Source organism: Variovorax guangxiensis, assembly GCF_003952165.1.
In the GTDB taxonomy this organism is placed as follows: domain Bacteria; phylum Pseudomonadota; class Gammaproteobacteria; order Burkholderiales; family Burkholderiaceae_C; genus Variovorax; species Variovorax guangxiensis.
Genome location: NZ_RXFT01000006.1, coordinates 36,515 through 50,043, shown reverse-complemented (window position 1 = coordinate 50,043; position 13,529 = coordinate 36,515). Strand labels below are relative to the sequence as shown.

Here is a 13,529-nt window from a genome sequence, read left to right as displayed (position 1 = left end):
GCCGACGGCCTATGACTGTTGGCACTCCCGAACCGTCGTGCAAATCGGCTACGCTGCGCGCTGCCTCTCAGGTGGAGATATAAAAAAGTGAACCGTTTCCTTCCAACATTGCTCCTGGCCGGCGGCGTTCTCGCGTCCAGCCCGGGCTTTGCCCTCCAGATCGTCAGCCTCTCGCCCCAGGGCGAAGTGGCGCGGGTTCGGCAGGTGGTCGCCAAGTTCGACCAGCCGGCCGTCAACTTCGGCGACCCCAAGGCCCCCGCCCCGCTCGCGGTGAGCTGCAACGACGCGCAGGCCGCCAAGGGCACCGGCCGCTGGACCGACGCCAAGGCCTGGGTCTACGACTTCGAGAACGACTTGCCGCCCGGCGTGCGCTGCACGGTCACCCGCATTCCCACCTTCAAGCCCGCCTCGGGCGAGCTCACCGGCCCCGAGCGCTATCAGTTCAACACCGGCGGCCCCTTCGTGCGCAACTACATGCCGGGCAGCTACAGCCGCATCGACGAGCAGCAGATGTTCATGCTGGAGCTCAACGGCGCGGCCACGCTGGAGAGCGTGCGCCAGAACGTCTGGTGCACGGCCGACGGCGTGGGCGAGCGCATTCCCGTCAAGCTGCTCGACGGCGAGCAGCGTGCCGGCCTGCTCAAGGCCTTCGGCCGCGAGAAGTCGGCCGAGAAAGACCCGCTGCGCTTCATCACGATGCAGTGCAACCGCACGCTCACGCCCGGCGCCAAGGTGCAGGTCGTCTACGGCAAGGGCGTGGCCACGCCCTCGGGTGTGGCCAACAACGTGGAACGCCGCCTCGAATTCCAGGTACGCGAGCCCTTCGCGGCTTCGTTCACCTGCGAGCGCGAGAACGCGCAGGCCGCCTGCCTGCCGCTGCGCCCGATGCAGCTGCAGTTCAACGCGCCCGTCACGCGCAAGCTGGCCTCGCAGATCCAGCTCAAGGGCGACAAGACCATCAAGGCCAAGCTGGACAACGAAGGCGGTTCGCAGAGCGACGACGACGTGGTCAACAGCGTGAGCTTCGAGCCGCCGCTGGCCGAGAGCGCGCAATACAGCATCGAGTTGCCTTCCAAGTTCGAGGACGCCTCGGGCCGCCCGCTGGCCACGCCCGGCAACTTTCCGATGAAGGTGGCGACCGGCGCGATGCCGCCGCTGGCCAAGTTCGCCGCCTCGCCCTTCGGCGTGGTCGAGCGACTGGCCGAGCCGGACACGCCGGCGATGATGCCGGTCACCGTGCGCCGCGTGGAGCCGAAGCTGATGGTGAACGCGCTCACGCCCGGCAAGGTGAGCGACATGAACCCGAAGACCGACGCGGAAATCATCGCGTGGTTCCGCAAGGTGCGCCGCTACGACAACTTCACCGTCTCGCGCGAACAGGCCCGCAAGGACGTGAAGGGCCCGCTGCCCCCGGTCATCGACAAGGACGACCGCACCACGCTGCAGACCCGCATGCTGTCGCTGCTGGCCGGCCAGCCGGGCGTGAAGGCGCTCGACATGCCCAAGGCCGACTCGGGCGATCCGCGCCCCTTCGAAGTCATCGGCATCCCGCTGACGCCGGGCTTCCACGTGCTCGAGATCGCCTCGCAGAAGCTGGGCGAGGCACTGCTCGACGAGCGCTACAACGCCGGGCGCACGATGTACGTGCGCACCACCGCGCTGGCCACCAACCTGGCGGTGCACTTCAAGCTGGGCCGCGAGAACTCGATGGCCTGGGTCACCACGCTGGACAAGGGCAAGGTCGTGGCCGGCGCCGAGGTGCGCGTTTCGAGCTGCGACGGCAAGGCCGTGGCCAGCGGCACCACCGACGCCAACGGCGTGGTCATGCTCGGCGGCGTCTCGCCGCAGGCGCCCTCGTGCAACGGCCCGAACGAATACGACAGCGGCGCATGGTTCGTCAGCGCCCGCGCCAAGGACGAGAAGGGCGTGGAAGACCTCGCCTTCACCTGGAGCGACTGGCAGCGCGGCATCGAGCCCTGGCGCTTCAACGTACCCACCAGCCTGCAGGCCGAGGCCGACCGCGTCGCCCACACCATCTTCGACCGCACGCTGCTGCGCGCCGGCGAGACGGTGTCGATGAAGAGCCTGATCCGCACGCAGACCAGCAAAGGCTTCGGCCTGCCCGAGAACCGCCCCGACACGCTGGTCATCACCCACGTGGGCAGCGGCCAGCGCTTCACCCAGCCGCTGAGCTGGCGCAAGACCGCCACCGGCGGCCTGAGCGCGGAGAACAGCTTCGCCATTCCGCCGGCCGCCAAGCTCGGCGTGTACGAGGTGATGCTGCGCAGCGGCAAGGGCAAGGACGCCAACGGCGAGGGCGAAGGTGAGGACGACGACGGCTACGGCCGCAGCTTCTCCACCGGCAGCTTCCGCGTCGAGGAGTTCCGCCTGCCCGTGCTCGAGGGCCGCATCGCGCCCACGGACAAGAAGCCGCTGGTGGCCGCCACCAGCGTGCCCGCCGACGTGCAGATCAACTACGTCTCCGGCGGCGGCGCAGCCAACCTGCCGGTGCGCGTGTCGGCCATGGTGCGTGGCAAGAGCCTGAGCTTCTCCGACTACGACGCCTTCAGCTTCAACCCGCCGCGCGCCTCGCAGGGCGACGGCAGCGAGGCGGCCACGGCGGTCACCGCCGCGGCCGAGGCCGGCTCGGGCGAGGAAGACCTCAACAGCGTGAACGACACCCGCGTGATCGCCGACAAGCTGCCGCTCACGCTGAACAAGGACGGCGCCGGCAAGGTCACGATCGACAAGGTGCCGAAGGTGAAGGCCGCGCGCGAGCTGCTGCTGGAGGCCACGTACGCCGACCCGAACGGCGAGGTGCAGACCATCCGCAGCACGCAGACGCTGTGGCCGGCCTCCGTCATCGCCGGCATCAAGACCGAGGGCTGGGTCTCCACCGCCCAGAAGCTGAAGTTCCAGGCGCTCGCGCTCGACCTCTCGGGCAAGCCCCAGGCCAACGTCACGCTCAACGTGCGCGCCGTGGCGCGCATCACCACCACCAGCCGCAAGCGCATGGTGGGCGGCTTCTACACCTACGACAACAAGACCGAGACCAAGGACATCGGCACCGTCTGCAGCGGCAAGAGCGACGCGCGCGGCCTGCTGCTGTGCGAATCGGAGCTGAAGGAAGCCGGCGAGGTCGAGCTCATCGCCAGCGCCACCGACAGCGAAGGCCGCGACGCCAAGGCCGTGAGCTCGGTTTACGTGACCAAGCAGGGCGAACTCTGGTTCGGCGGCGAGGACAACGACCGCATCGACGTGCTGCCCGAGAAGAAGAGCTACCAGCCCGGCGAGATCGCCAAGTTCCAGGTGCGCAGCCCCTTCCGCTTCGCGACCGCGCTGGTCGCGGTGGAACGCGAGGGCATCATCGAGACACACGTGGTCAAGCTCGACGGCAAGGACCCGACCGTCACCCTCGAAGTGAAGCCCGAGTGGGGCCCGAACGCCTACGTGAGCGTGCTCGCGCTGCGCGGCCGCCTGCGCGAGGTGCCCTGGTACAGCTTCTTCACCTGGGGCTTCAAGTCGCCGCGCGAGTGGTGGACGGCCTTCTGGTACGAAGGCAAGGAATACGTGGCGCCGACCGCCATGGTCGACTTGAGCAAGCCCGCCTACCGCCTCGGCATGGCCGAGATCCGCGTCGGCACGCGAGCGCACCAGCTCGACGTGAGCGTCACCAGCGACAAGCCCAGCTACCCGATCCGCAGCAAGGCGCAGGTCACCATCAGCGCCAAGCTGCCCGACGGCAAGCCGGCCGCCGGCGCCGAAGTGGCGCTCGCGGCGGTCGACCAGGCCCTGCTGGAGCTGATGCCCAACGACAGCTGGAACCTGCTCAACGCGATGCTGCAGCGGCGCAGCTGGGGCGTGAGCACTTCCACCGCGCAGATGGAAATCGTCGGCCGGCGCCACTACGGCCGCAAGGCCGTGCCCGCGGGCGGCGGCGGCGGCAAGGGACAGACGCGCGAACTGCTCGACACCCTGCTGGTGTGGAACCCGAAGGTGGTGCTCGACGCCAACGGCCAGGCCGTGGTGACGGTGCCGCTGAACGACGCACTCACCACCTTCAAGATCGTGGCCGTGGCCGATTCGGGCACCAACCTGTTCGGCACCGGCCAGGCCAGCATCCAGGCCACGCAAGATTTGCAGATCATCAGCGGCCTGCCGCCGCTGGTGCGCGAGGACGACCAGTTCCGCGCCCAGGTCACGCTGCGCAACACCACGCAGAAGCCGATGAAGGTCGAGGCCACGCCGCGCGCCACCCTGCTCACGCTGGAGCCGCAGACGGTCGACATCCCGGCCGGCGAGGCCCGCGAGGTGGCATGGACCGTGACCGCGCCTCCTCAGCTCGGGCAGACGCGTGCCGAAGCCATCCTGTGGGAGATCGAAGCGAAAGACACCCTCGGCGGCGCACGCGATGCGCTGAAGGTGCGCCAGCGCATCGTGCCCTCGGTGCCGCTCACGGTGCAGCAAGGCACGCTGGTGCAGGTCGACGGCCCGTTCACGCTCGACGTGGCGCCGCCGGCCGACGCCCTGCCCGGCCGCGGCGGCCTGAAGCTCTCGCTGCAGCCCAAGCTGGCCGAAGGCCTGCCGGGCGTGCGCGACTGGTTCGCCAACTACCCCTTCATCTGCCTGGAGCAAAAGACCAGCAAGTCGGTGGGCCTGCGCGACGCGAAGATGTGGCAGGGCGTGCTGGCGACGCTGCCGACCTATCTCGACAGCGACGGCCTGGCCAGCTACTTCCCGCCGCGCGACGGCGAGGCCAACCGCGGCAGCGACATCCTCACCTCGTACCTGCTCGCGGCGACGAATGAAGCGGCCCAGCTCAACCCGGCCTTCGCGCTCGCCGACGACGTGCGCGCACCGATGGAGTCGGGCCTGATCGCCTTCGTCGAAGGCCGCATCACGCGCGACTTCTGGAGCCCGCGCAAGGACCTCGACGTGCGCAAGCTGGCCGCGCTCGAAGCGCTCTCGCGCTACGGCAAGGCCAAGGGAAGCATGCTCGGCAGCATCACCATCGCGCCGAACCAGTGGCCCACCAGCGCGGTGATCGACTGGCTCAACATCCTCAAGCGCGTGAACGACGTGCCCCAGCGCCAGCAGCGCCTGGACGAGGCCAACAACGTGCTGAAGGCGCGCCTGTCGTACCAGGGCACCAAGCTGATCTTCAGCACCGAGCAGGACGACTACTGGTGGTGGCTGATGACCAACGGCGACGTCAACACCGCCCGGCTGCTGCTCAGCGTGATGGACGACCCGGCCTGGAAGGACGACATCGGCAAGCTCGCCAACGGCTTCATCGGCCGCCAGCAGAACGGCGCCTGGCACACCACCACCGCCAACCTGTGGGGCGGTCTGGCGCTGGAGAAGTTCAGCAAGGTGTTCGAGAGCACGCCGGTGGCCGGCGTCACCGCCGCCACGCTCGGCGCGGTGAAGGCGCAGGTCGACTGGAGCAAGGTCGAGCGCGTGAAGACCAGCGACGCGACCGGCGCGCCCAACCAGAGCACCTTCTTCGGCGCACCCGCCTCGCCGGGCAACCTGAAGAACAACACGATGTTCCTGCCGTGGGCATCGTCGCCATCTGGAGCCCCCGTGCGCGACACGCTGCTGGTCACCCAGCAGGGCACCGGCAAGCCGTGGCTCACGCTGCAGTCGATCGCCGCCGTGCAGCTGAAGGCGCCATTTGCCGCCGGCTACGCCATCAAGAAGACCATCACCCCGGTCGAGCAGGCCACCGCGGGCAAGTACACGCGCGGCGACGTGCTGCGCGTGACGCTGGAGGTGAACGCCAGCGCCGACATGACCTGGGTCGTCATCAGCGACCCGATCCCTGGCGGCGCCACCATCCTCGGCGGCGGCCTGGGCCGCGACTCGCAGATCGCCACCCAGGGCGAGAAGAAGTCGGGCGCCGGCTGGCCGGCCTTCGAGGAACGCAGCTTCGAGGCCTTCCGCAGCTACTACGAGTACCTGCCCAAGGGCGTGGTGAAGATGGAGTACACCGTGCGCCTGAACAACGTCGGCGATTTCGCCCTGCCGCCCAGCCGCGTCGAGGCGATGTACGCGCCCGAGATGTTCGGCGAGGCGCCGAACGCGCGGGTGAAGGTGGAAGCGGCGAAGTAAGCATCGCCAGGTACGGTGGAGGAGCGGCGGCCGGTCATCGCTCCTTCACCGGCCGCCGTCACCATCGCGGCGAACCAACAACCTGGAGGAAAACACCATGGGCCTGGCTGTCTGCGTCGGCATGCTCGCCGAACTGCTCGAGGACGATCCCGAAAGCGCCGAGGGCTTCGAGGAAGAACTGGCCGAAGTCAACCGCGTGCTGGCCGCCGCGGGGCTGCCCCCGCACACCGAACCGCGCGGTCCCCTCGAACTCGACTCGCGCGCCTCGATCGACGGTTTTCCCTATTCCTTCATCCACTACCTGCGCCGCGCGTACGCCCACCGCGTGCTGGCGCCCGACTGGGTCGCCACGCCGCTGGCTGACGACGTCGATCCCACGGCCGATCCGAAGATCCAGGCGCTGCTGGACGGCTCGGAAAGCCATCTGCTGTGCCACTCCGATGCCGAAGGCTTCTACGTTCCCATCGACTTCCAGGAAGTGCTGTTCGACAGTGACGGCAGCGACGAGGATGAAGAAGAAGACGACGCACAGGAAGAAGCGGACGAGGCCGAAGGCGACGCGGACCTCGAAGAACTGAGCGGCCTGCCCGGCGGCATGCTCGGTTCCTCCCAGCGCCTGCTCGAGGAACTCGTGTTCGTCGCTCCCGCCCTGGGCATCCGCCTCGAGAACGGCAAGCTCTCCGACGAGGAAGCCGAACGCATCGATGCACTCATCGACGACGACAACGGCCTGTACCGCGAATACGTGTCCTGGCTGCTGCTGTACGAATCGGCGCGGCTGAGCATCGAGCACAGGACGGCGATCGTTTTCTGCTGAATCGCCAGAGAATGCGCGGCATGGAGGCTCCACGACCTCACTCATGAGCTTTGCCACCACACTGCGCAGCTACTTCTCCCTGGCCTTCCGCTGGCAGCGCGGCCGCCAGGGCACGGGCTACGACAAGATGCTGCTGCTCACGGCGCGCTGGCCGCTGCCGTTCGACAGCTACCTCATCCGCTACCCCGAGGGCTCGGAGATTCCGCCGCACACCGACCCGGTGCAGGCCGGGCGGCACTACCGGCTGAACGTCGTGCTGAAATCGCCGCGCTCGGGTGGCGAGTTCGTGTGCGCCACGCCGATCTTCGCGACGCGGCGCATCAAGCTGTTCCGCCCCGATGCCTGCGAGCACAGCGTGACGCGGGTGGTGGGCGGCAGTCGCTATGTGTTCTCGCTCGGCTGGGTGTTGCCGGGCAGGTCCGACGCTGGGGAAAGGCCGCCGCCATGAAGCAGATGCTGCTGGAGATCCGAACCTACCGGCTCAAGCCCGGCACCCTCGATGCCTTCCACCAGGCCATGCACGAACGCGCCGTGCCGATGCTGCGCGGCAAGGGCATGGACGTGGTCGCCTACGGCAGGTCGGACCACGAGGAGGAGACCTACCACCTGGTGCGAGCCTATGCCGACCGCGCAGCGCTCGAAGCCGGGCAGGCCGCGTTCTACGGCTCCCCGGAATGGCGCGAGGGCCCGCGCGGCGCGCTGGTGGACCGCATCGAGACCTACCTGAACACCTTGCTGTGGGCCTCGCCCGAAGCCGTAGACAGCATGCGCGCGCTCAACGGCCCCGCTTCCTCCTGAGAAAGAAAAGCCGGCGAAAGACAGCCACCGCAGGCCTAAACTGCGCCCCCGGTCGTCGTTCATTCATTCATTCGCTCGCTCGTTCCCTCTCAACGTTCGCAGGAGAAACCCATGAACACCAAGGAAATCGCCGACAAGCTCGTGGCGCTGTGCAAGGACGGAAATTTCGAAGGCGCCCAGGTGCTCTATGCGCCCGAGGCCGTGAGCGTCGAGGCCAGCGCCCCGCCCGGCCAGGCGCGCGAGGCGGTCGGCCTTGCGGCCATCAGGGCCAAGGGCGAGTGGTGGACCGCCAATCATGAAGTGCACTCCATGCAGGTCGCCGGCCCGTGGCCGCACGACGACCGCTTCATCGTCGGCTTCCGCTTCGACGTGACGATGAAGGCCAACGGCCACCGCTTCACCATGGAGGAAATGGCGCTCTACACCGTCAAGGACGGGAAGATCGTGCGGGAAGAGTTCTTCTACGATGCCGGCTAGCAAGCGGCTGCTTCCGCCAATGCCGGTACGGGTCCGGCGGACGGCAAGTTCTCGTGCGGGCGCGACGCGGGCAGAATGCCCGCAGGTGCCCCCATGAACACAAGATTTGTAGAAGCCTTCCTCTGGGCCGCGCGGCTGGGCAGCTTCCGCGCGGCGAGCGACCGGCTCCACATCACGCAGGCGGCGGTGTCCAACCGCGTCGCCTCCCTCGAAGAAGACATCGGCGCACGCCTGTTCGAACGCGACGCGCGCGAGCTGCGGCTCACGCCCGTGGGCGTGCGGCTGATGGACTACGGCGAACGCCTGCTCGAGCTGCGCCGCGAGATCGTCTCGCTCGGCCGGCCGCGCGAAGACATCCTGGGGCTGGTGCGCATCGGCGCCATCGAAACCGTGGTCCACACCTGGCTGCTGGGCTTTCTCACCAACCTGCGCTCCACCTACCCGGGCATCGAGGTGCAGCTCACCTCCGAGACCACGCTGGCGCTGCACCGCGGCCTGCGCGAGGGCGCGCTCGACATCGCGCTGCAGACCGACCACATCGCCGGCGCGGGCATCGTGAGCACGCCCTGCCTGCCGATGCCCATGGGCTGGGTGGGCGCGCCCGGCGCCGAGCCCGTGCAGACGGTCGAGCAGCTGCTGCGACAACCCGTGCTCACGATGAGCCCCGGCTCGCAGCCGCACGAGGCGCTGAAGAACCTGTTCCGCGCGGCGGGCATTCCGCTGGGCAAGGTGCATTGCGTGAGCTCGATCTCGGCGCTGGCGCGGCTGGTGAAGGCGGGCTTCGGCAACGCGCTGGTGCCACTGCCGCCCTGCTATGAATATGTGGCGGCCGGCGACGTGAAGATCATCGAGTGCGACGCGCTCATCTCGCCGCAGCGCATCGTGGTGAGCCACCTGGAAGCCGCCGACTCCGACGCCATCCGGCTCGTGGCCGAGCTGGCCTGCCGGGCCTCCGACCAGTTCACGACATCGGCCGTCGCACCAACCTGGAGCACGGCCTCAGAGGGTTAACCCTCGGTTTGGCGCATTTCGGCCCCGAAAAGGGGCCAGTAATTCTTGTGGCTGTCGCCCAGAAAAACTCGTTTGTGACAGCCCGACCCTGCGACGGAAGATCGCGCCTTCATTTTTCGAAGGCCCGCCTCTTCTTCCGCCGCCATGAACACACCTGACTCCTCTTCCTCCGCAGCAGCAGTGAACGGCCTGCTGTTCGTCGCTTCCGGCGTCGACCCCGCCGACGAGGCCGACTTCAACCGCTGGTACGACCAGGAGCACGTGGAAGAGCGCGTGCGCATTCCCGGCTTTCTCTCCGGCGCTCGCTATTTCTCGCTCGAAGGCGGCCGCAAGTACCTGGGGCTTTACCGCACCGGGTCGCTGGCGGTGTTCGGCTCGCCCGGCTACCGCGCCGCGTTCGAGAAGCAGACGCCGTGGTCCGTCGCCAATCTCGACCGCATGCGCCAGCCGATGCGCCGCGTGTGCGCGGTGCGCGCCGTCACCGGCTTCGGCAGCGGCAGCCACGTGGCCGTGCTTCCGCTCGTGGCCGCCGCCGATGCCGAGGCGCAAGTGGCGCACGCCGCCGGCATCGGCGCGCAAATGCGCGAGGAGCAGGCAGGCTTCGTGCAGTCGTACCTGCTCGTGCCCGACGCCGCGCTCAGCACGCCGCTGCCGCGCGAATCCACCGAAGGCCGCGTGCTGCAGCCGCTGCTGGTGATCGAGACCAGCAGCGAAGCCGCCGCCCGCGCGGCGCGCGCCACGGCCGCCGCCGCATTCGACGCCGATCCCGCCGGCGGCTGGCTGCTCGCGCTCGGCTGGAAGCTGACAGCGGCCGAGCTGGCCTGACGCGGCGGCCATCCGCCCCCTCTCACCTCATCCCTCACCGAACAAAGGCATCCGATGACCGAACATGTTCTTCCCGCCGCGGGCTCCGCGGCACCCGGGCAGGCCGCCCCTGCTTCCGCCAAGATGGGCCGGCTGGCCATGGCCAGCTCCATCGGCACCACGCTGGAGTGGTACGACTTCACCGTCTACAACATCATGGCGGCGCTGGTCTTCAACGCGGTGTTCTTCCCCTCGTTCGACCCGCTCACCGGCACCATCCTCGCGTTCTCGACCTACGCGGTCGGCTACATTTCGCGCCCGCTGGGCGGCGTGGTGTTCGGCCACCTCGGCGACCGGCTGGGCCGGCGCTTCGTGCTGGTGGCCACGCTGGTCATCATGGGCGTCTCCACCGGCCTGATGGGCCTGCTGCCCACCTACGCGAGCTGGGGCATCTGGGCACCCGTCGCGCTGGTGGCACTGCGCTTCGTGCAAGGCGTGGCGCTCGGCGGCGAATGGGCCGGCGCGGTGCTGCTGTCGATGGAGCACGGCAAGCCCGACGAGCGCGGCCGCAACGCCTCGTTCACGCAGGTGGGCCCCTCGTGCGGCACGCTGATCGGCACCGGCTTCATTGCCGCCGTGTCGGCCTGGCTGAGCCCGGAGGACTTCCAGAACTGGGGCTGGCGCATTCCCTTCATCTCCAGCGTGGCGCTGGTGCTGTTCGGCCTGTGGCTGCGCCGCGGCGTGGACGAAACGCCCGTCTTCCGCGAGATGGAGGAGAAGAAGGCCACCGCCAAGACGCCGATCAAGGAAGTGCTGACGCAGCACTGGCGCCGCCTGCTGGTGGCCGGCGGCTCGCGCATCGGCTCCGACGTGCTGTATGCGCTGGTGGTGGTGTTCACGCTGACCTACGTGACCACCGTGCTGCTCCTGTCGCGTCCGCTGGCGCTCACCGCCACGATGATCGGCGCGGCCGGCAACGCCATTGCCGTGCCGTGGTTCGGCAGCCTGTCGGACCGCATCGGGCGCCGCCCGGTCTACATCGCCGGCGCGCTGCTGGGCATGGTCTGGGCCTTCGTGTTCTTCGTGCTGATGGACAGCGCGCACCCGGTCGCGATCTGCGCTGCTGTGGTGGTGGGCCTGCTGATCCACGCGATGATGTACGGCCCGCAGGCCGCCTTCGTCACCGAGCAGTTCCCGGGCCGCGTGCGCTATGCCGGCGCCTCGCTGGCGTACACGCTGGCGGGCATCCTGGGCGGCGGCTTCGCGCCGCTGATCATCGCGAGCCTGTTCAAGTCGTGGGGCAGCACGGTGGCCGTGTCGTTCTACGTGGTGGCCGCGCTGGGCGTGACGCTGATCGCCCTGCTGGTTGCGCGCGAAACCGCCAAGCGCCCGCTGGAGAGCTGATCGATGACGACGACGAACAACATGAATTCACGATTGCGCTTCGCCTGCGAAAGCATCGCCGACGACGGCACGCGCTCCACCTCCTTGCACCTGGTCGCGCCGCGCGCGCTGGTGGTGGCGGGCTGGACCGGGCGCGACATCGCCGCCATCGAACACCACATCGAGGAACTGGCCGAGCTCGGCGTGCCGCGCCCTTCGAGCGTGCCGCTGTACTACCGCGTGGCGGCCCAGCTGCTGACGCAATCGAGCGCCATCGAGGCGCTGGGCGACCGGAGCTCCGGCGAGGCCGAGCCGGTGCTGTTCTTCTCGCAAGGCGAGTGGTGGCTGAGCGTGGCCTCGGACCACACCGACCGGCAGGTCGAGAGCTACTCGGTGGCCGTGTCGAAGCAGATGTGCGCCAAGCCCGTGGCCGAGACCGCATGGCGCTGGCGCGACGTGCAGGCGCACCAGGACACGCTGGAGCTTCGCTCGCGCATCCTGGAGGATGGTCGCTGGGTCGACTACCAGCGCGGCACGCTCGCATCGATCCGCCCGCTGGCCGGCCTGCGCGACGGCATGCCCGGTGCCGGTGCCGCGCCCGAGGGGCTCTTCATGACCTGCGGCACGCTGGGCGCATTGCCCAACGCCAAGGGCGAAGGCATCCGGCCCGCGACGCAGATGGAGATCGAGCTGCACGATGCGAAGCTGCAGCGCCGCATCGTGCATCGCTATGCGGTGGAAGCACTACCGGTGGTGGCGTGACGATGACGATGAAGAACGGCAACACCATCGCGGCGCTGCGCGGGCGCATCGCGCGCGGCGAGCTCTCGCACGAGGCGCTGATCGACGAAGTGCTCGAAGCGGCCGGACAGCCTGCCGCGCAGCATGTCTTCACCCGCCTGTACGCCGACGCGGCCCGCGCCGCCGCGCGCCATGCCGATGCGGCACGCAAGGCCGGCATCGAGACCGCCCCGCTCGCCGGCCTGCCCGTGTCGGTCAAGGACCTCTACGACGTGGCCGGCGAAACCACCATGGCGGGCTCCGCCGTCTGCGCGGGCGAAGCGCCTGCCGCACACGACGCGACCGCCGTGGCGCGGCTGCGCGCACAGGGCGCGGCCATCGTCGGCAAGACCAACATGACCGAGTTCGCGTTCTCCGGCGTGGGCATCAACCCGCACTACGGCACGCCGCGCAACCCGGCCGACGCGCAGACGCCGCGCATTCCAGGCGGCTCGTCGTCCGGCGCGGCGGTGTCGGTGGCGCTCGGGCTCGCGGTGGCGGGGCTGGGCTCGGACACGGGCGGCTCCATCCGCATTCCCGCCGCGCTGTGCGGGCTGGTCGGCTTCAAGAGCACGCAGTCGCGCGTGCCGCGCACGGGCGCCTTCGAACTGGCGCGCTCGCTCGACACGGTGTGCGCCATGGCGCGCAGCGTGGAAGACTGCCTGATCGCCGATGCCGCCATCGCCGACGTGCCGCTCGCGGTGCGCCGCCGTCCGCTGCAGGGCATGCGCCTGGCCGTGCCGCGCACGCTGGTGTTCGACGACATCGAACCCGCCGTGGCGCGCGCCTTCGACCGCGCGCTGCAGGCGCTCTCGGCCGCGGGCGCGCAGGTCGTGGACATCACGCTGGCGGAACTGGCCGAGATCGCCAGCGTCAACGCGCCCGGCGGCTTCTCGCCGGTGGAAGCCGCCGCCGTGCACCGCGAGCGCTTCGCCGCGAAGCGCGACGGATTCGACGCGCGCGTGGCCGCCCGCATCGCGCTGGGCACCGAGGTGCGCGCCGCCGACTACATCGCCATGCAGGACCGCCGCCGCGACTGGATCGGACGCGTCGAGCGCGCCATCGAAGGCTTCGACGCGCTCGTGTGCCCGACCGTGCCCATCGTCGCGCCGCCTATCGAGGCGCTGGCGGAAGACGCCGCCTTCTTCAGGGCCAACGGCCTGCTGCTGCGCAACACCTTCGCGATCAACCTGCTTGACGGCTGCGCTTTCAGCCTGCCCTGCCATGCGCCGGGCGATCTGCCGGTGGGCCTGATGCTGGCCTCGGTGCGCGGCGACGACGCGCGGCTGGCGGCGGTGGCGCTGGCGGCCGAGGCCGCGCTGCAGCGGTGAACGGTGGGCGGCGG

The 13,529-nt window shown here is 69.3% G+C and carries 10 protein-coding genes; all 10 read left to right on the top strand.

Going from position 1 to position 13,529, the window contains the following annotated elements:
• The first annotated feature begins 87 nt into the window (after positions 1–87).
• The 10 genes from EJP67_RS15485 (at position 88) to EJP67_RS15440 (ending at position 13,515) form a co-directional block, all read left to right on the top strand.
• Positions 88–6,114: an alpha-2-macroglobulin family protein gene (locus tag EJP67_RS15485; RefSeq protein ID WP_126022607.1), complete on the top strand. Its 6,027-nt coding sequence runs from the start codon at positions 88–90 to the stop codon at positions 6,112–6,114.
• Positions 6,115–6,211: 97 nt separating this feature from the next.
• Positions 6,212–6,931: a hypothetical protein gene (locus EJP67_RS15480; RefSeq protein WP_126022606.1), complete on the top strand. Its 720-nt coding sequence runs from the start codon at positions 6,212–6,214 to the stop codon at positions 6,929–6,931.
• Positions 6,932–6,974: 43 nt separating this feature from the next.
• Complete coding sequence (locus tag EJP67_RS15475; RefSeq protein ID WP_126022605.1) at positions 6,975–7,379, top strand: 2OG-Fe(II) oxygenase family protein; 405 nt, start codon at positions 6,975–6,977, stop codon at positions 7,377–7,379.
• The gene (locus EJP67_RS15470; RefSeq protein ID WP_126022604.1) at positions 7,376–7,729 is read left to right on the top strand and encodes an NIPSNAP family protein; all 354 of its coding nucleotides are present in this window, start codon (positions 7,376–7,378) and stop codon (positions 7,727–7,729) included. The genes EJP67_RS15475 and EJP67_RS15470 overlap by 4 nt, the downstream gene beginning before the upstream one ends.
• Before the next feature lie 111 nt (positions 7,730–7,840).
• Positions 7,841–8,206 (top strand): nuclear transport factor 2 family protein, encoded by a 366-nt coding sequence (locus tag EJP67_RS15465; protein ID WP_126022603.1) that lies wholly within the window; start codon positions 7,841–7,843, stop codon positions 8,204–8,206.
• 93 nt (positions 8,207–8,299) lie between these two features.
• Positions 8,300–9,217: a LysR family transcriptional regulator gene (locus EJP67_RS15460; protein WP_126022602.1), complete on the top strand. Its 918-nt coding sequence runs from the start codon at positions 8,300–8,302 to the stop codon at positions 9,215–9,217.
• Positions 9,218–9,361: 144 nt separating this feature from the next.
• Positions 9,362–10,042, top strand: a complete 681-nt coding sequence (locus EJP67_RS15455; RefSeq protein WP_126022601.1) for a DUF4286 family protein — start codon at positions 9,362–9,364, stop codon at positions 10,040–10,042.
• A gap of 54 nt (positions 10,043–10,096) precedes the next feature.
• Entirely contained in the window at positions 10,097–11,425 is a 1,329-nt protein-coding gene (locus tag EJP67_RS15450) for an MFS transporter (RefSeq protein WP_206169506.1), read from the top strand.
• Positions 11,426–11,428: 3 nt separating this feature from the next.
• A complete protein-coding gene (locus EJP67_RS15445) occupies positions 11,429–12,166 on the top strand; it encodes a DUF2848 domain-containing protein (protein WP_126022600.1) in 738 nt (245 codons plus the stop codon).
• A 2-nt stretch (positions 12,167–12,168) separates the two neighbouring features.
• Positions 12,169–13,515, top strand: a complete 1,347-nt coding sequence (locus EJP67_RS15440; protein ID WP_126022599.1) for an amidase — start codon at positions 12,169–12,171, stop codon at positions 13,513–13,515.
• The last annotated feature ends 14 nt before the right edge of the window (positions 13,516–13,529 follow it).

Excerpts from the sequence above, each read along its gene's own strand:
- EJP67_RS15480 (WP_126022606.1), top strand. The coding sequence starts at position 6,212 with ATGGGCCTGGCTGTCTGCGTCGGCATGCTCGCCGAACTGCTCGAGGAC.
- EJP67_RS15475 (WP_126022605.1), top strand. The coding sequence starts at position 6,975 with ATGAGCTTTGCCACCACACTGCGCAGCTACTTCTCCCTGGCCTTCCGC.
- EJP67_RS15470 (WP_126022604.1), top strand. The coding sequence starts at position 7,376 with ATGAAGCAGATGCTGCTGGAGATCCGAACCTACCGGCTCAAGCCCGGC.
- EJP67_RS15465 (WP_126022603.1), top strand. The coding sequence starts at position 7,841 with ATGAACACCAAGGAAATCGCCGACAAGCTCGTGGCGCTGTGCAAGGAC.
- EJP67_RS15460 (WP_126022602.1), top strand. The coding sequence starts at position 8,300 with ATGAACACAAGATTTGTAGAAGCCTTCCTCTGGGCCGCGCGGCTGGGC.
- EJP67_RS15455 (WP_126022601.1), top strand. The coding sequence starts at position 9,362 with ATGAACACACCTGACTCCTCTTCCTCCGCAGCAGCAGTGAACGGCCTG.
- EJP67_RS15450 (WP_206169506.1), top strand. The coding sequence starts at position 10,097 with ATGACCGAACATGTTCTTCCCGCCGCGGGCTCCGCGGCACCCGGGCAG.
- EJP67_RS15445 (WP_126022600.1), top strand. The coding sequence starts at position 11,429 with ATGACGACGACGAACAACATGAATTCACGATTGCGCTTCGCCTGCGAA.
- EJP67_RS15440 (WP_126022599.1), top strand. The coding sequence starts at position 12,169 with ATGACGATGAAGAACGGCAACACCATCGCGGCGCTGCGCGGGCGCATC.